This window comes from Streptomyces sp. NPDC057697, assembly GCF_042799335.1.
GTDB lineage: Bacteria > Actinomycetota > Actinomycetes > Streptomycetales > Streptomycetaceae > Streptomyces.
Map to the genome: position 1 here is coordinate 103864 of NZ_JBHVJA010000002.1, position 16567 is coordinate 120430.

At 70.8% G+C, this 16567-nt stretch carries 19 protein-coding genes and 3 tRNA genes; 17 read left to right on the forward strand and 5 right to left on the reverse strand.

Features of this window, described 5'->3' with window-relative positions; genetic code table 11:
- Positions 1-73 precede the first annotated feature (73 nt).
- Complete coding sequence (locus tag ACFVFH_RS05560) at positions 74-523, forward strand: DUF523 domain-containing protein (protein ID WP_383765543.1); 450 nt, start codon at positions 74-76, stop codon at positions 521-523.
- A gap of 21 nt (positions 524-544) precedes the next feature.
- Here ACFVFH_RS05560 and ACFVFH_RS05565 read toward each other — a convergent pair whose 3' ends face one another.
- Both ACFVFH_RS05565 and ACFVFH_RS05570 read right to left on the reverse strand, forming a co-directional pair.
- Positions 545-1201 (reverse strand): SDR family oxidoreductase, encoded by a 657-nt coding sequence (locus ACFVFH_RS05565; protein WP_383763867.1) that lies wholly within the window; start codon positions 1199-1201, stop codon positions 545-547.
- 34 nt (positions 1202-1235) lie between these two features.
- A complete protein-coding gene (locus ACFVFH_RS05570) occupies positions 1236-2528 on the reverse strand; it encodes an amidohydrolase family protein (RefSeq protein ID WP_383763870.1) in 1293 nt (430 codons plus the stop codon).
- Between the two features lie 363 nt (positions 2529-2891).
- On the opposite strand from ACFVFH_RS05570, the gene ACFVFH_RS05575 reads away from it, so the two are divergent.
- The 8 genes from ACFVFH_RS05575 (at position 2892) to ACFVFH_RS05610 (ending at position 7643) form a co-directional block, all read left to right on the forward strand.
- A tRNA-Thr gene (locus ACFVFH_RS05575) sits at positions 2892-2964 on the forward strand.
- A gap of 45 nt (positions 2965-3009) precedes the next feature.
- Positions 3010-3082 (forward strand) — tRNA-Met (locus ACFVFH_RS05580).
- Positions 3083-3171: 89 nt separating this feature from the next.
- The gene (rpmG, locus tag ACFVFH_RS05585) at positions 3172-3336 is read left to right on the forward strand and encodes a 50S ribosomal protein L33 (RefSeq protein WP_003956487.1); all 165 of its coding nucleotides are present in this window, start codon (positions 3172-3174) and stop codon (positions 3334-3336) included.
- Positions 3337-3442: 106 nt separating this feature from the next.
- Positions 3443-3895 carry a MaoC family dehydratase N-terminal domain-containing protein gene (locus ACFVFH_RS05590; protein WP_383763873.1) on the forward strand — a complete coding sequence of 151 codons (453 nt, stop codon included), beginning with the start codon at positions 3443-3445 and terminating at the stop codon, positions 3893-3895.
- Positions 3895-4323, forward strand: a complete 429-nt coding sequence (locus ACFVFH_RS05595) for a MaoC family dehydratase (protein WP_383763876.1) — start codon at positions 3895-3897, stop codon at positions 4321-4323. The genes ACFVFH_RS05590 and ACFVFH_RS05595 overlap by 1 nt, the downstream gene beginning before the upstream one ends.
- Positions 4324-4460: 137 nt before the next feature.
- Entirely contained in the window at positions 4461-5009 is a 549-nt protein-coding gene (locus ACFVFH_RS05600) for a TetR/AcrR family transcriptional regulator (RefSeq protein WP_383765545.1), read from the forward strand.
- A gap of 76 nt (positions 5010-5085) precedes the next feature.
- Positions 5086-6516 (forward strand): DHA2 family efflux MFS transporter permease subunit, encoded by a 1431-nt coding sequence (locus ACFVFH_RS05605; protein ID WP_383763879.1) that lies wholly within the window; start codon positions 5086-5088, stop codon positions 6514-6516.
- A complete protein-coding gene (locus ACFVFH_RS05610) occupies positions 6513-7643 on the forward strand; it encodes a UDP-N-acetylmuramate dehydrogenase (RefSeq protein ID WP_383765547.1) in 1131 nt (376 codons plus the stop codon). Before ACFVFH_RS05605 ends, ACFVFH_RS05610 begins: the two co-directional genes overlap by 4 nt.
- A 52-nt stretch (positions 7644-7695) precedes the next feature.
- Here ACFVFH_RS05610 and ACFVFH_RS05615 read toward each other — a convergent pair whose 3' ends face one another.
- Positions 7696-8331: an NAD(P)-dependent oxidoreductase gene (locus tag ACFVFH_RS05615; protein ID WP_383763882.1), complete on the reverse strand. Its 636-nt coding sequence runs from the start codon at positions 8329-8331 to the stop codon at positions 7696-7698.
- A gap of 87 nt (positions 8332-8418) precedes the next feature.
- Between ACFVFH_RS05615 and ACFVFH_RS05620 the strand changes: the two genes are divergently transcribed.
- Positions 8419-9024 carry a TetR/AcrR family transcriptional regulator gene (locus tag ACFVFH_RS05620; RefSeq protein WP_383763885.1) on the forward strand — a complete coding sequence of 202 codons (606 nt, stop codon included), beginning with the start codon at positions 8419-8421 and terminating at the stop codon, positions 9022-9024.
- Between the two features lie 169 nt (positions 9025-9193).
- Here the strand turns inward: ACFVFH_RS05620 and ACFVFH_RS05625 are convergent, their stop codons facing one another.
- Both ACFVFH_RS05625 and ACFVFH_RS05630 read right to left on the reverse strand, forming a co-directional pair.
- Positions 9194-10216 (reverse strand): adenosine deaminase, encoded by a 1023-nt coding sequence (locus ACFVFH_RS05625; RefSeq protein ID WP_383763888.1) that lies wholly within the window; start codon positions 10214-10216, stop codon positions 9194-9196.
- 121 nt (positions 10217-10337) lie between these two features.
- Positions 10338-11564, reverse strand: coding sequence for a pyridoxal phosphate-dependent aminotransferase (locus ACFVFH_RS05630; protein WP_383763891.1), 1227 nt, complete (start codon positions 11562-11564; stop codon positions 10338-10340).
- 225 nt (positions 11565-11789) lie between these two features.
- Here ACFVFH_RS05630 and ACFVFH_RS05635 point away from each other — a divergent pair.
- The 7 genes from ACFVFH_RS05635 to rplJ all read left to right on the forward strand — a co-directional run bounded on the left by ACFVFH_RS05635 (position 11790) and on the right by rplJ (position 16480).
- A tRNA-Trp gene (locus tag ACFVFH_RS05635) sits at positions 11790-11862 on the forward strand.
- Positions 11863-11968: 106 nt separating this feature from the next.
- Positions 11969-12256, forward strand: coding sequence for a preprotein translocase subunit SecE (gene secE / locus ACFVFH_RS05640; RefSeq protein ID WP_093540775.1), 288 nt, complete (start codon positions 11969-11971; stop codon positions 12254-12256).
- 73 nt (positions 12257-12329) lie between these two features.
- On the forward strand, positions 12330-13196 hold the full coding sequence (gene nusG / locus ACFVFH_RS05645) for a transcription termination/antitermination protein NusG (protein WP_383763894.1): 867 nt from the start codon (positions 12330-12332) through the stop codon (positions 13194-13196).
- Positions 13197-13372: 176 nt separating this feature from the next.
- Positions 13373-13807: a 50S ribosomal protein L11 gene (gene rplK, locus ACFVFH_RS05650; RefSeq protein WP_006126872.1), complete on the forward strand. Its 435-nt coding sequence runs from the start codon at positions 13373-13375 to the stop codon at positions 13805-13807.
- A gap of 82 nt (positions 13808-13889) precedes the next feature.
- A complete protein-coding gene (gene rplA / locus ACFVFH_RS05655) occupies positions 13890-14612 on the forward strand; it encodes a 50S ribosomal protein L1 (RefSeq protein ID WP_093540773.1) in 723 nt (240 codons plus the stop codon).
- 161 nt (positions 14613-14773) lie between these two features.
- Positions 14774-15676, forward strand: coding sequence for a hypothetical protein (locus ACFVFH_RS05660; RefSeq protein WP_383763897.1), 903 nt, complete (start codon positions 14774-14776; stop codon positions 15674-15676).
- Between the two features lie 273 nt (positions 15677-15949).
- The gene (rplJ, locus tag ACFVFH_RS05665; RefSeq protein WP_383763900.1) at positions 15950-16480 is read left to right on the forward strand and encodes a 50S ribosomal protein L10; all 531 of its coding nucleotides are present in this window, start codon (positions 15950-15952) and stop codon (positions 16478-16480) included.
- Positions 16481-16567 lie beyond the last annotated feature (87 nt).

The window sequence follows — 16567 nt, forward strand, 5'->3', positions numbered from 1 at the left end:
TTTGGTTCTCGTCGCGGATCCGCCGCGTTTCCCTCGCGGTGCTGCCGCGTCGCTGTCGCGAGAGGCCATGAACATGGAATCCGTGCTGGTCAGCGCCTGTCTCCAGGGTGTGCCCTGCCGTTTCGACGGCCGCGCCAAGGGCTCCGCCGAGATGACCGCGGCCATCGGCGCCCGCCGCCCCGTCGCCTTCTGCCCCGAGGTGTCCGCCGGACTGCCCACCCCGCGCCGCCCCGCCGAGATCGTCGGTGGCGACGGCCACGACGTGCTGGACGGCCGCGCCCGCGTCGTCGACGACACCGGGAGCGATGTGACGGAGGCGTTCCTGGACGGCGCGCGGCGGGCGCTGGAGGCCGCGCGCCGGACCGGGTGCACCGAGGCGCTACTGATGGCCCGCAGCCCTTCCTGCGGGCGTGGAACGGTCCATGACGGTACGTTCACCGGCGAGCTCCGCGCGGGCGACGGCGTCACCGCCGCGCTGCTGGAGCGCAACGGCATCACCGTCCGCCCGGCCCCGGGCGCCTGAACCCCATGCGGGGCCGCCCGGTCAGTTTCCCGCGACGTCCTTCACCGCGACCGCCACCGGTACGTTCCCGGAGATGAGCTCCAGCGTCAGCCCCGCCGTCGCCGGGGTCTCCAGCAGCTCCAGCAGCGCCGCCGCCACGTCGTCGCGCGGCACCGGCCCGCGGCCGGTCGAGGCGGTCAGCAGGACCGTCCCCTTGCCCGCGTCGTTCGTGAGCATCCCGGGCCGCAGGATCGTCCAGTCGAGCGCGCTCCGGGAGCGCACGTACGCGTCCGCCGCGCCCTTGGCCCGCAGATACGCGTCGAAGACCTCGTCGCCCCGGTGCTCCGGGTCGGCGCCCATCGACGAGACCACGACGTAGCGCCGCACGCCCGCCCGTTCCGCCGCGTCGGCGAAGAGCACCGCCGCCCCGCGGTCCACCGTCTCCTTGCGTGCCGCGCCGCTGTCTGGGCCCGCCCCGGCCGCGAAGACCGCCGCGTCCGCCCCGCGCAGCACCTGCGCCACCTCCTCCACGGAGGCGGATTCGAGATCCAGGACGACCGGCTCGGCACCCGCCGCCCGGAGATCCTCGCCCTGGTCCGGATTGCGGACGATGCCCACGGCCTCGTCCCCGCGCGCGGCGAGCAGCCGCTCCAGCCGCAGCGCGATCTGACCATGTCCACCTGCGATGACAATGCGCATGGTCACGACCGTACGCCGCGACGGCCCGCCGCGCTCAGGGCCCGCCGCAGGGACCCGGATCCGGTCTCCCCTGGCGCGGCAGATCGAGGGCGACGACGGTCTCCGAGTCGCAGTACTCGCGTACCGCGCTCGTACGCGCCACCACCCGTCCGCGATGCACCACGATCCGGCTGTAGGCGAGCGAGAGCACGCCCGAGAGCCGCTCCCCGCGCACCGCGAGCAGTTCGGCGGGGAAGCCCGCCTCGACCCGGACCCCGGGCAGCCCCATCGCCGCCCTGGCCGCCGAGGACACCGCCTCGTACGCCTCCGCCGCGGGCAGTCCGTGCTGAGAGGCGAGCAGATAGGCGGCCTCCAGCGGGTCGCCCCGGCCCACCGGGTTCGCGACGTCCCGCAGCGCCCCGCTGCCCGCCGCGACCCGTACCCCGGCCGCCCGCAGCAGCCGTACGGGGGCGCTGCCCCGGTCCTCCGCGCCGCAGCAGCCGCCCTGGGGGAGGCAGATGACCGTCACCCCGGCCGCGGCCAGCTGGTCGGCGGCGCGGCCCGCGGCCTGCGCGGGGAGTCGGGAGAGGCCGGCGCACGGGCCGAGGGAGACCCCGGGCCGCAGCCCTCCGGCCATGGCGGCCAGCCGGGCGAGCCGGACCGGATCGTCGCCGTCCGTGTGCAGGTCGACCGGGCAGCCCTGCTCGGCGGCGACCTCCAGGACGGCCTCCGTGTACCCGGCGGGGTCCGGATCGAGGTCCGGGCAGCCGCCGACCGCGCCGGCCCCCATCTTCACCGCGTCGCGCAGCATGGCCAGGTTGCCGGCGCCCGCGACTCCGGTGAGCAGCCGGGGCACGGCGACCGGGGTCAGGTCGGCCAGCCCGCGCAGCGAACGGCGTGCCTGCAACGCGGCTTCGAGCGGGGCGAGGCCCTGGACGTCCCCGATCCGTACGTGCGAGCGCAGCGCCGTGGCGCCGTGGCCGAGCTGGAGCAGGGCGGCCTCGGTGGTGCGGCGCCGGATGTCCTCGGGGCGGTGCGACGCCGGCCCCGGGACGCCGGGTCCCGCGCCGTCGGCGGTGAGCGCGGTGTCGCTGTGGGCGTGGGGCTCGACGGGGGCGGGGAGCAGCAGATAGCCGCGCAGGTCCAGCCGGGGGCCGGACGTGGCCAGGCTGCCCGCCGTGCCGACGGCCTCGATGCGGCCGCCGCCGAGCCGTACGTCCACCACGCGGCCGTCGGTGAGGCGGGCGCCGCAGAGCACCGGGCCGGCCTCGGCCGGGGGGACGGTGCCGGGGCCGTCGGTCGCGTCGGCGTCGTGGTCGTCCGGCTGCCACGGCTGGCTGTCGGGCATCGCGCTCCCGGGAAAGGGGACAAGATCACGCGGAGTGAGTCGAGCCCAGGGTCTTCTGGTCGGATCAGGCCGGGCCCGTGTGCTCCGGCGTCCCAGACGCACGACCCTAGGGGCGTGTTCGGCCGGGTTCGAGGAGGAGCGGAATAGTCGTACCGGTGTGGTTCCGGGGGACGCGTGGGGCGGGGGTGCACAGCTGTGGCGGCAGAGCACCACGAGGAGGCCGAGGCGCTGCTCAGGCGCCCCGCGGGCGCTCCCGCGGGCCGTCGCCACAGGGATCGGCGGGGCGCCGATCGAGGCCGCCGGAAGGGTCCCCGAATCGGATTTGGGCGATCGGCGACAGACCGTGTAATGTCTTCATCGCTCGCCCCAATAGCTCAGTCGGTAGAGCGTCTCCATGGTAAGGAGAAGGTCTGCGGTTCGATTCCGCATTGGGGCTCTGGTGATCGGGAAACCCCGCTTCGGCGGGGGGACTCGTCATCAAAGCGGTGTAGCTCAGTCGGTAGAGCAAGCGGCTCATAATCGCTGTGTCACCGGTTCAAGTCCGGTCACCGCTACTTACGGTAGCCGATTGCGGGGTCGGTCCTTCGATCGGCTACTCTTTTTTGCGTTCATCCGTCCATCCGTCCGTCCAAGGAGCACTCACGTGGCTGCCACCGACGTCCGCCCGAAGATCACGCTGGCCTGCGTGGAGTGCAAGGAGCGGAACTACATCACCAAGAAGAACCGGCGTAACAACCCGGACCGTCTTGAGATGAAGAAGCACTGCCCGCGCTGCAACTCGCACACCGCGCACCGCGAAACGCGCTGAAAAACAGGCTCGTACACGAGGCCGTCCCCATTGGGGGCGGCCTCGTGTCGTTGTATGAAGGCTGTTCTTCGGCCTGTTCATCTTTCATCCAGGAGGTAGCGAGCTCATGGCGCTCGACCAGTCCTTCGTGGGGCGGACCTATCCGCCCACCCCGCCGTACGAGGTCGGCCGGGAGAAGATCCGAGAGTTCGCCGAGGCGGTGGGCGACAGCAATCCGGTGTACGTCGACCCCGAGGCCGCGAAGGAGTTCGGCCACAGCGATGTGATCGCGCCGCCGACCTTCGTCTTCTCGATCACCTTCAAGGCCGCCGGGCAGGTGATCCAGGACCCGCAGCTGGGTCTGGACTACAGCCGGGTGGTGCACGGCGACCAGAAGTTCGTCTACGCGCGCCCCGTCCGGGCGGGGGACCGGCTGACGGTCACCTCGACGATCGAGGCCATCAAGTCCCTGGCGGGCAACGACATCCTGGACGTCCGCGGCGAGGTCCACGACGAGTCCGGTGAACACGTGGTGACCGCGTGGACGAAGCTGGTGGCGCGCGCCGCCGAGGAGGCGTGATGACGGCGAAGGTCGCATACGAGTCGGTCGAGGTCGGTACGGAGCTGCCGGCGCGGTCCTTCCCGGTGACCCGGGCGACGCTGGTGCAGTACGCGGGCGCTTCCGGCGACTTCAACCCGATCCACTGGAACGAGAAGTTCGCCCGCGAGGTCGGGCTGCCGGACGTGATCGCGCACGGCATGTTCACCATGGCCGAGGCGATCCGGGTGGTCACGGACTGGGTCGGCGACCCGGGTGCGGTCGTCGAGTACGGCGTGCGGTTCACCAAGCCGGTCGTCGTGCCGAACGACGACGAGGGCGCCCTGATCGAGGTCAGTGCCAAGGTCGCCGCCCTGCTGGAGGACCGGCAGGTGCGGGTGGACCTCACGGCCATGAGCGAGGGCAAGAAGGTGCTGGGCATGTCCCGCGCCGTGGTGCGGCTCGGCTGAGCCCGTACCGGCAGTACGGGTGAGGGGCACGGTCCGCGGGGCCGTGCCCCTCACCCGTGCCGGGCGGTGCGCCCGCGACCCGGCGGAGCCGCTTGACCAAGTTAGTGATTGAGCACTAACTTTCCGGCATGGTCAGGATGAGTGCAGAAGAGCGGCGCGAGAGCGTCATCCGCGCGGCGATCGTCGAATTCGCCCGGGGCGGGTACAGCGGCACCTCCACGGAGGCGATCGCCAGACGCGTCGGCGTCTCGCAGCCGTACCTCTTCCGCCTCTTCCCCAACAAGCAGGCCATGTTCCTCGCGGCCGTCGAGCGGTGTCTCGCCGACACCCGCGCGGTCTTCGCCGAGGTCGCCGAGGGCCTTGAGGGCGAGGAGGCGGTGCGGGCGATGGCCTCCGCGTACCGGCGGCTCATCGTCGAGGACCCCGACAAGCTCCAGATGCAGATGCAGACCTACGCCGCCGTCGCGACCGCCGAGGCGTCCGGGGACCACGCATTCGTCGAGGCGGCGCGTGCCGCCTGGCTGGAGATGTGGGACGAGATCCATCTCGCCCTGGGGGGCGACATCGAGGAGACGACGTCGTTCTGGGCGTTCGGCATGCTCATCAACACACTGGCCTCGTTCGGCTTCCCGGCCGGGCACCGGGTCTGGTCGGGGTTCTACGACGAGGCCAGGCCGATCACCTGACCGGCGCGACCCGGGCGTCCGCCCGGTTTTCTGCCCGGAGAAGTGAGTCAGCGATAACCAACCCGCAGGGGGAGCAGTGAACCAGCCCACGACAGACCGCTCGGCAGCGGTCTGGGCCCTCGTCATCACCAGCGTCGCCGGATTCATGGCGGCCCTCGACAACCTCGTCGTCACCACCGCACTGCCCTCCATCCGCAAGGGTCTCGGCGGCGAACTGGCCGAGCTGGAGTGGACGGTCAACGCCTACACCCTCACCTTCGCCGTCCTGCTGATGCTCGGCGCGTCCCTGGGCGACAGGTTCGGCCGCCGACGGCTCTTCCTCACCGGGCTCACCGTCTTCACCGGCGCCTCCGCCGCGGCCGCCCTCTCGCCCGGGATCAATGAACTGATCGCCTTCCGGGCGGTCCAGGGCGTGGGCGCCGCGATCATGATGCCGCTGACGCTCACCCTGCTCACGGCCGCCGTGCCGCCCGCCCGCCGGGGCGCCGCGCTCGGCATCTTCGGCGCCGTCACCGGACTGGCCGTGGCCAGTGGCCCCCTGATCGGCGGCAGCCTCACCGAACACCTCTCCTGGCAGTGGATCTTCTGGCTGAACGTCCCGGTCGGCCTGGTCCTGCTGCCGCTGGCACGGCTGCGCCTGAAGGAGTCGTACGCGCCGGACGCCCGGCTCGACGTCCCCGGCACGCTCCTGGTCAGCGGCGGGCTGTTCGGCATCGTCTACGGACTGGTCAACGCCGACTCCGACGGCTGGACCAGCCCCACCGTCCTCGGCTCGCTGATCACGGGCGCGGTGCTCCTGGCCGGTTTCGTCCGGCACGGGCTGCGCGCGAAGCGCCCCATGCTGCCCATGCGGCTCTTCCGGAACCGGGCGTTCTTCGGGATCAACATGGCGAGCATGCTGATGTTCCTGGGTATGTTCGGGTCGATCTTCCTGCTCAGCCAGTACTTCCAGGGCGTGCTGGGGTACTCGCCCACCGAGGCAGGCCTGCGGATGCTGCCGTGGACCGGGATGCCGATGCTCGTCGCCCCCGTCGCGGGGATGCTCTCCGACCGGTTCGGCGGCCGCCCGGTGGTCGTGGCCGGACTCGCCCTCCAGGCGGCCGGACTGGCGTTCTTCGCGATGATCATCGCGCCCGATGCCTCGTACGCCTCGCAGCTGCCCGGACTGATCGTCGGCGGGGTCGGCATGGCCCTGTACTTCGCACCCGCCGCCAGCATCGTGATGTCCAGCGTCCGCCCGGAGGAGCAGGGCATCGCCTCCGGGACCAACAACGCCCTGCGCGAGGTCGGCGGAACCCTCGGGGTCGCCGTGCTCGCCACGGTCTTCTCCTCGCACGGCGGCTTCGACTCCGCGCGGTCCTTCACGGACGGGACCGTTCCGGCGGTCTGGATCGGCGCCGCGGCGGTGGGCCTGGCCGCCCTCGTCGCCCTGCTGATACCCGGCCGCCGCGCCACCCCTGCCCCGGAGCCCGCGGCGGCCGGGGAGCGCGCCCCCGTCGCCGCCTGAGCGCCGCGGTGCCACGGGTACGGTCCGTGCCCTGCCCGAGCGGCGGGGGCGCGGACCGTACCCTTGTTTCCGTGCAGGAACTCCATGACGCGCCCCTCGCCCCCCTGACCACCTTCCGGCTGGGCGGCCCCGCCACCCGCCTCCTCACGGCGACCACCGACGCCGAGGTGATCGAAGCCGTGCGCGAGGCCGACGGGAACGGCACCCCGCTCCTCGTCATCGGCGGCGGCAGCAACCTGGTCATCGGCGACAAGGGCTTCGACGGCACCGCCCTGCACATCGCGACCGAGGGCTTCGCGCTGAACGGCACGACGCTGGAGCTCGCCGCGGGCGAGACCTGGACGGACGCGGTGGCCCGCACCGTCGAAGCCGGCCTCGCGGGCATCGAGTGCCTCGCCGGAATCCCGGGCTCGGCGGGCGCGACACCGATCCAGAACGTCGGCGCGTACGGCCAGGAGGTCTCCTCCACCATCACGGAGGTCGTCGCCTACGACCGGCGCGCCGGGGAAACGGTCACGATCCCGAACGCCGACTGCGCGTTCTCGTACCGGCACAGTCGTTTCAAGGCCGAACCCGACCGTTTCGTGGTGCTGCGGGTCCGTTTCGAGCTGGAGGACGCGGGCGGGCTGTCCGCGCCGCTGCGGTACGCCGAGACGGCCCGTGCCATGGGCGTCGAGCAGGGCGAGCGCGTGCCCGCGGCGGCCGCCCGCGCGACGGTGCTCGGGCTCCGCGCGGGCAAGGGCATGGTGCTCGACCCGGAGGACCACGACTCCTGGTCGGCGGGCTCCTTCTTCACCAACCCGATCCTGGACGAGACCGAGTACGCGGCCTTCCTCGCCCGCGCCGAGGACCGGCTCGGCCCCGGGACGACGCCCCCCGCCTTCCCCGCGGACGGGGGACGCGTCAAGACCTCGGCGGCCTGGCTCATCGACAAGGCCGGTTTCACCAAGGGGTACGGCACCGGCCCCGCCCGCATCTCCACCAAGCACACCCTCGCCCTCACCAACCGGGGCGAGGCGACCACCGAGGACCTCCTCGCGCTCGCCCGCGAGGTCGTCGCCGGGGTCCACGAGGCATTCGGCGTCACGCTGGTCAACGAACCCGTCACAGTCGGCGTGACCCTCTAGAACAGGCCCTGGAGCCACCCGCCCCTGTGGAAGCCGGGCGCGGTCCGCCCGCTCAGTACGCCACGCCCACGCCCTGCCTCACCGACGCCCGGTCGTCGACCAGCGCCAGCATCGCGTGGGCCACGTCGGCGCGGGACAGGGTGCGGCCGCTGCGCGGGGTGCCCCCGACGACCGTGCGGTACTTCCCCGTCAGCGGCCCGTCGGTGAGCTTCGGCGGCCGTACGGACGTCCAGTCCGCCGTGCTCCGCGCCAGCGCGGCCTCCATCCGCGTCAGGTCCGCGTAGACCTCCTTCAGGACCGCCCCGACCACCTTGCGCACCAGCCGGTCCAGCAGCGGTTCGTCGGCCGGGCGGGGGCCGACCGGTGCCGCGCTGACCACCACCAGCCGCCGCACCCCCTCGGCCTCCATCGCCGTCAGCACCGAACCGGTGAGCCGCTCGGCGACCCCGTCCGCCCTCCGGCCGCGCGAGCCGAGCGCGGAGAGCACCGCGTCCCGGCCCGCCACCGCCTCGCGCAGCGCCTCCGGCTCGTCCACGCGCGCGACCTGATGGACCCGTAGGCCCGAGAGCGGGACGGGCAGCCGTGCCGGGTCGCGGACCACCGCCGTCACCTCATGGCCCGCCGACACCGCCTGGCGCACGATCTCCCGACCGACGCCTCCCGTGGCACCGAACACCGTGATCCTCATTGCGCACCCTCCCAGGGTGGGTAAGTACTCACTCACCCATAGAGTGAGTGGATACTCACCACCTCGTCAAGCTTCGTTGGAGTGCGCATGGAGCAGAAGCCGGCCCGCGTCCGCATCGTCGACGCCGCCCATCGGCTGATGCTCACCATCGGCCTGGCCCGCGCCACCACCAAGGAGATCGCCCGAGCCGCGGGCTGCTCCGAGGCCGCGCTCTACAAGCACTTCGCGAGCAAGGAGGAGCTGTTCGTGGCCGTGCTCAAGGAGCGGCTGCCCCGGCTCGACCCGCTGCTGAAACGGCTCATCGTCTCCCCGGGGGCGGGGGAGCGCACCGTCGAGCAGAACCTCACCGAGATCGCCCGCCAGGCCGCGCTCTTCTACGAGCAGAGTTTCCCGATCGCCGCCTCGCTGTATGCCGAACCCCGGCTCAGGGAGCGCCACAACGAGGCGATGAGGGAGCTCGGCACCGGTCCGCACATGCCCATCCGCGGCGTCGACGCCTATCTGCGCTCCGAACGGGCGGCCGGCCGGGTGCGGGCCGACGCGGACACCTACGCGGCCGCCTCGCTGCTGCTGGGAGCCTGCGCGCAGCGGGCCTTCGCCTACGAGGCCACGGCGGACGGCACCCCGCCGCAGCCCCTCGCCGAGTTCGCCGCGTCCCTGGCGAGGACGCTGACCCGGGGCATCGGCGCGTAAGCCCCCCGCGCGACCCGCGCAGGGACCCGTCTTCGAACCGCCGCCTGCCGTGCGCTGTCCGGCACGCACGCCCGCCGCGCTGTCGGAGTCGTCCTCGCCCTGCGCTCGCACGCACCGGACACCGCGCGGCCCGGCCTGTGGCCGGACGACGGCACTTCGAAGACAGCCCCTAGCCCGCGGGCTTCGCCAGCCAGTCGTCGACGCCCGCCAGGAGCTCCGCCCGGACCTGGTCCGGGGCGGCGGAGCCCCGGACCGACTGCCGGGCCAGCTCCGCCAGCTCCGCGTCCGTGAACCCGTGATGGCGCCGTACGAGGTCGTACTGCGCGGCCAGCCGGGAGCCGAAGAGCAGCGGGTCGTCCGCGCCCAGCGCCATCGGCACCCCGGCCTCGAAGAGCGTGCGCAGGGGCACGTCGGCCGGCTTCTCGTAGACGCCCAGCGCCACGTTCGACGACGGGCAGACCTCGCAGGTCACCCCGCGCTCCGCCAGCCTGCGCAGCAGCCGGGGGTCCTCGGCGGCCCGGACACCGTGCCCGATCCGGGCCGCGTCGAGATCGTCCAGGCAGTCCCGCACGCTGGCCGGGCCGGACAGCTCGCCGCCGTGCGGCGCCGCCAGCAGACCGCCCTCGCGGGCGATGGCGAAGGCCCGGTCGAAGTCCCGGGCCATCCCGCGGCGCTCGTCGTTGGAGAGCCCGAAACCGACCACGCCCCGGTCCACGTACCGCACCGCGAGCCGGGCGAGCGTACGGGCGTCCAGCGGGTGCTTCATCCGGTTCGCGGCGATCACCACCCGGATCGGCAGCCCGGTCTCGCGCGAGGCGCCGTCGACCGCGTCCAGGATGATCTCGATCGCCGGGATCAGCCCGCCGAGCAGCGGGGCGTACGACGTGGGGTCGACCTGGATCTCCATCCAGCCGGAGCCGTCCGCGACGTCCTCCTGGGCCGCCTCGCGCACCAGCCGCTGGATGTCCTCGGGGGCCCGGAGACAGGACCGGGCGATGTCGTAGAGCCGCTGGAAGCGGAACCATCCGCGCTCGTCCGTGGCCCGCAGCTTCGGCGGTTCGCCGCCGGTCAGGGCGTCCGGCAGGTGCACGCCGTACTTGTCGGCGAGTTCGAGCAGGGTCGTCGGCCGCATCGACCCGGTGAAATGCAGGTGCAGGTGGGCCTTGGGCAACAGCCGTACATCACGCTCCATCCCAAGATCCTGCCGCACCCGGGGGGCCGAGCGGTAGCCGCTTTCCCCATCGAGTTGACCACCGAACAGAGAAGCGACCCCCGGCCGGGGCCGGGGGTCGCCGCGGACCGTGCGGAACGTCCTACGCCCTGGCCTCGCCCAGCAGCTTCTGGAGCCGCGAGACACCCTCGACCAGGTCGTCGTCGCCCAGGGCGTACGAGAGGCGGAGATAGCCCGGCGTGCCGAAGGCCTCGCCCGGTACGACCGCGACCTCGGCCTCGTCCAGGATCAGCGCCGCCAGCTCGACCGAGGTGGCCGGGCGCCTGCCGCGGATCTCCTTGCCGAGCAGCTCCTTCACCGAGGGGTACGCGTAGAACGCGCCCTCGGGCTCCGGGCACAGCACCCCGTCGATCTCGTCGAGCATCCGGACGATGGTCCGGCGCCGCCGGTCGAAGGCCGTGCGCATCTCGGCGACCGCGTCCAGGTTCCCGGAGACGGCGGCCAGCGCGGCGACCTGGGCCACGTTGGAGACGTTGGACGTGGCGTGCGACTGGAGGTTGGTCGCGGCCTTGACGACGTCCTTCGGGCCGATGAGCCAGCCCACCCGCCAGCCGGTCATCGCGTACGTCTTGGCGACGCCGTTGACCACGACGCACCTGTCGCGCAGCTCGGGCACGATCGCGGGCAGCGAGGTGAACTTCGCGTCGCCGTAGACCAGGTGCTCGTAGATCTCGTCGGTCAGCACCCACAGGCCGTGCTCGACGGCCCAGCGGCCGATCGCCTCGGCGTCGGCCTCGCTGTACACCGCGCCGGTGGGGTTCGACGGCGAGACGAACAGGACGACCTTCGTGCGCTCGGTGCGCGCCGCCTCCAGCTGCTCGACGGAGACCCGGTAGCCGGTGGTCTCGTCGGCCACGACCTCCACCGGGACCCCGCCGGCCAGCCGGATCGACTCGGGGTAGGTGGTCCAGTACGGGGCGGGGACGATGACCTCGTCGCCCGGGTCGAGGATCGCGGCGAACGCCTCGTAGATGGCCTGCTTGCCGCCGTTGGTCACGAGGATCTGCGAGGCGTCGACCGCGTAGCCGGAGTCGCGCAGCGTCTTCTCCGCGATGGCGGCCTTGAGCTCCGGAAGCCCTCCTGCCGGGGTGTAGCGGTGGTACTTCGGGTTGCGGCAGGCCTCGACCGCGGCGTCGACGATGTAGCCGGGGGTCGGGAAGTCGGGCTCACCGGCACCGAAGCCGATCACCGGACGACCGGCGGCCTTGAGGGCCTTGGCCTTGGCGTCGACGGCGAGAGTGGCGGATTCGGAGATCGCACCGACGCGGGCGGAGACCCGGCGCTCGGAGGGGGGGATTGCAGCGCTCATGACCCCCATGGTCCCAGAATGTGACCCCGGTCGGCGCAGGGGTTCCAGGGACCGGACACGACTCGGACAGCATGCGGACAAGATGCGACCAGGAGTTGTCGGGAGCTATCTGTTCGACGCCGGGCCGCTGAACACGTACACTCACCTGTCGTTGGCCTTCACCAGCCGCACCGTTCCTGCACCGGGACCATCCGGGAAGATGCGGTAGGTTGGTGGAAACCACAAAGGGTCGTAGCTCAATTGGTAGAGCACTGGTCTCCAAAACCAGCGGTTGGGGGTTCAAGTCCCTCCGGCCCTGCTACACACTCCTTCGCCAGGATGTGTGCGCATGTACGTACTTCAATGCACCGCCGTGCGGCTCCACCGGGCGCGGCACGGCCACGACCCGGAATCAGGTGAGAAGCGTGACGGACGCCGTGGGCTCCATCGACATGCCTGATGCCGAGGATGAAGTACCCGAGTCGAAGAAGAAGACCCGGAAGGGCGGCAAGCGCGGAAAGAAGGGCCCTCTCGGCCGTCTCGCGCTGTTCTACCGCCAGATCGTCGCCGAGTTGCGCAAGGTCGTCTGGCCGACTCGCAGCCAGCTGACGACTTACACCACAGTGGTGATTGTCTTCGTCGTCGTCATGATCGGTCTGGTTACCGTGATTGACTTCGGATTCCAGCGGGTCATCAAGTACGTCTTCGGCTGATCCCGCGGAGGGCGCCTCATGGGCGCCCCTTTCGCATGTTCCACCCATTTGTATCCAGGAAGAAGCAGCCACCGTGTCTGACCCGAACCTGAACGACGCCGTCGAGCCGACGGCGGGCGCCTTCGAGTCCGCCGAGGACGAGCTCGACATCGTCGAGGCGGCGGACGCCGAGGACCCGGACCAGGCCGAAGCTGCCGACGCCGCCGCGGGCGAGCCCGCCGAGCAGGCCGCCGTGCACGCCGAGGACGAGGAAGAGGCCGCCGAGGCCGACGCCGAGTCCGGGAGCGACGAGAACGAGGAGGAGGCCGAGCCGGCCGCCCCCGTCGACGCCGTCACCGCCCTCCGTGACGAGCTGCGCGGCCTTCCCGGCGAGTGGTACGTCATCCACACGTACGCCGGCTACGAGAAGCGTGTGAAGGCCAACCTGGAGCAGCGCGCCGTCTCGCTCAACGTCGAGGACTTCATCTACCAGGCCGAAGTGCCCGAGGAAGAGATCGTCCAGATCAAGAACGGCGAGCGCAAGAACGTCCGTCAGAACAAGCTCCCGGGCTACGTCCTGGTGCGCATGGACCTGACGAACGAGTCCTGGGGCGTCGTCCGCAACACCCCCGGCGTCACCGGCTTCGTGGGCAACGCCTACGACCCGTACCCGCTGACCCTGGACGAGATCGTCAAGATGCTCGCCCCGGAGGCCGAGGAGAAGGCCGCCCGCGAGGCCGCAGAGGCCGAGGGCAAGCCGGCTCCGGCCCGCAAGGTCGAGGTCCAGGTGCTCGACTTCGAGGTGGGCGACTCGGTCACCGTCACCGACGGCCCGTTCGCCACGCTCCAGGCGACGATCAACGAGATCAACGCCGACTCGAAGAAGGTCAAGGGTCTCGTGGAGATCTTCGGCCGCGAGACCCCGGTCGAGCTCAGCTTCGACCAGATCCAGAAGAACTAGCGGCTTCCCGCCAGTTTCTGGACACATGCCTACCGAGCAGGTCAGACCGGCTGAGAAGCCCGTCTGACCTGCTCGGTTTTTGGTCGCGCAGCTATACCCGTTATCGTTGTGCGGTATGCCTCCATCCGGATGATCGGACGGCGGCGAAACACTCTCACTAGGACCCGGAGAGAGCAATGCCTCCCAAGAAGAAGAAGGTCACGGGGCTTATCAAGCTCCAGATCAACGCCGGTGCGGCCAACCCGGCCCCGCCGGTCGGCCCCGCGCTCGGCCAGCACGGCGTCAACATCATGGAATTCTGCAAGGCCTACAACGCCGCGACCGAGTCGCAGCGTGGCATGGTCGTGCCGGTGGAGATCACGGTCTACGAGGACCGTTCCTTCACCTTCGTCACCAAGACTCCGCCGGCCGCGAAGCTGATCCTCAAGGCCGCGGGCGTGGAGAAGGGCTCCGGCGAGCCGCACAAGACCAAGGTCGCCAAGCTGACGGCTGCCCAGGTCCGTGAGATCGCCACGACGAAGCTCCCCGACCTGAACGCCAACGACCTCGACGCCGCGTCGAAGATCATCGCTGGCACCGCCCGTTCCATGGGCATCACGGTCGAAGGCTGATTCAGCCCCTCACATCCCCAGTGGTAGGGCCAAGCGCTGGCCCGCACCACGACTCCACACCCTGAAACCCACAGGAGTAGAAGTGAAGCGCAGCAAGAACCTCCGCGCTGCGGACGCCAAGGTCGACCGGTCGCGCAACTACGCGCCGCTCGAGGCCGTCCGTCTCGCCAAGGACACCGCCTCCACCAAGTTCGACGGCACCGTCGAGGTCGCGTTCTGCCTGGGTGTCGACCCGCGCAAGGCCGACCAGATGGTCCGTGGCACCGTGAACCTCCCGCACGGCACCGGCAAGACCGCCCGGGTCCTGGTCTTCGCGACCGGTGACCGTGCTGCGGCCGCGGAAGCCGCTGGAGCCGACATCGTCGGCGCCGACGAGCTCATCGACGAGGTGGCGAAGGGCCGTCTGGACTTCGACGCCGTCGTCGCCACTCCGGACCTCATGGGCAAGGTCGGCCGCCTCGGCCGGGTGCTCGGTCCGCGTGGTCTGATGCCGAACCCGAAGACCGGCACCGTCACCCCCGATGTCGTGAAGGCCGTCAACGACATCAAGGGCGGCAAGATCGAGTTCCGCGTCGACAAGCACTCGAACCTGCACTTCATCATCGGCAAGACGTCGTTCGACGACACCAAGCTGGTGGAGAACTACGCAGCGGCGCTGGAGGAGATCCTCCGTCTGAAGCCGTCCGCCGCCAAGGGCCGCTACATCAAGAAGGCCACCCTGGCCACCACGATGGGCCCCGGCATCCCGCTGGACGCCAACCGCACCCGTAACCTCCTCGTCGAGGAGGACCCGGCCGCCGTCTGAGCCCCCGCGCTCGGCAGCAAGCCGCGTCACGTGTGACATGTTCGGGCCCCGCAACCTTTCGAGGTGCGGGGCCCGTCCTTGTATCCGTATTGCCGGGGCGGTGTCGGAGCCGTGCGTTAGCGTGAGGCACCGACGGAGCCGAACGAGGGGTGGAAGCGGACATGAGGACCAGTACCGTACGACGCGTGAGTCTGTCGGTCGCGGTGGCGGCGGCGCTGACGTCGGTGGCGGCGTGCAGCGGATCGGACGGCGGCAAGAGCGACAACCGCGGCGGCGACGTCGTGAAGGCCGACCCGATCGCCGCGCTGCTCAGTGTGCAGAAGAAGACCGGTGGGGAGAAGTCGGCCAAGGTCGAGGGCACCACCCAGATGGGCACCCAGATGTCCATGAAGCAGACCGGCGCCATCGACTGGACCGACGGTCTCACCGGCGCCATGGAGATCACGTACACCGGCGGCAGCATGGCCGACGCCATGAAGCAGACCGGCGGCACCGGCACCATGCAGGCCAGGTACTTCAAGGACGGCTACGTCGTCAACATGGGCGACGGCTTCGCGAAGCAGACCGGCGGCAAGCACTGGATCAGCTACGGCTACACCGACCTCGCCAAGCTGGCGGGCGCCTCCGGCGAGGCGATGAAGCAGCAGATGCAGAACACCACCCCCGACCAGGGCGTGAAGTCGCTGCTGGCCTCCGGGGACGTGAAGAAGGTCGGCAAGGAGGACGTCCGGGGCGTCTCCGCCACGCACTACTCCGGCACCGTCGACGTCGCCTCCCTGACCGCGAAGAACTCCGAGCTCGACGCCGGCCAGCTGGAGCAGCTGAAGAAGCAGCTCAACGACGCCGGTATCACCACGGAGACGGTCGACATCTGGGTCGACGACAACGACCTGCTGGTCAAGAAGACCGAGCGCGGCCAGATGAAGACCGGCGAGCTCAACTCGACGATCTACTACAGCGACTACGGGACCAAGGTCTCGGTCGAGCAGCCCCCGGCCGGTGACACGGTCGACTTCGCCGAGCTGCTGAAGCAGCAGCAGGCGGCGGGCGCGGGCGCCTCCTGACGGCCCGCTCCGCCCCGCGGAGGACGGATTTGCTCGGCGCGACCCCGGTCGCGTACTCTCCTACAGAAGCCAAAGACCGCTGGTCGTTGCTGTGCTCTCGCAAGAGGGACAGTGACCGAAGGATCCGTTGAGTACGGGCGACCTGCGCAGGTGACTGTGGAAAGCTCCCGGACTTCGTTCGGTCGAGCTACGCCCTGGCGCCTGCGCCGGGGCGTTTCGTCTTTCCCGGCCCCTTCTGAGCGGTCCTCATCACCCGGAAGGAGGCCGACGCTCATGGCAAGGCCCGACAAGGCTGCCGCGGTAGCCGAGCTCGCGGACCAGTTCCGCAGCTCGAACGCCGCCGTGCTGACCGAGTACCGGGGTCTCACCGTGGCGCAGCTCAAGACGCTGCGTCGTTCGCTCGGTGAGAACGCCCAGTACGCCGTGGTGAAGAACACGCTGACCAAGATTGCGGCCAACGAGGCCGGGATCACTTCGCTGGACGACCAGTTCACTGGTCCGACGGCGGTTGCCTTCATCACCGGTGACCCGGTGGAGTCGGCGAAGGGTCTTCGTGACTTCGCCAAGGAGAACCCGAACCTGATCATCAAGGGCGGTGTCCTTGATGGCAAGGTGCTGTCCGCCGATGAGATCAAGAAGCTTGCGGACCTCGAGTCCCGCGAGGTTCTGCTCAGCAAGCTGGCCGGTGCCTTCAAGGGCAAGCAGTCCCAGACTGCTTCGCTCCTCCAGGCGCTGCCGTCGAAGTTCGTCCGCACCGCGGAGGCGCTTCGCGTCAAGCTCGAAGAGCAGGGCGGTGCCGAGTAACTCGGCTCGCGCAATGACCGCCGCCCACCAGGGAGACGGTCGCAGCGGGCCGAACGTACGCCCGCCTACATGTACATCCGGCACCTG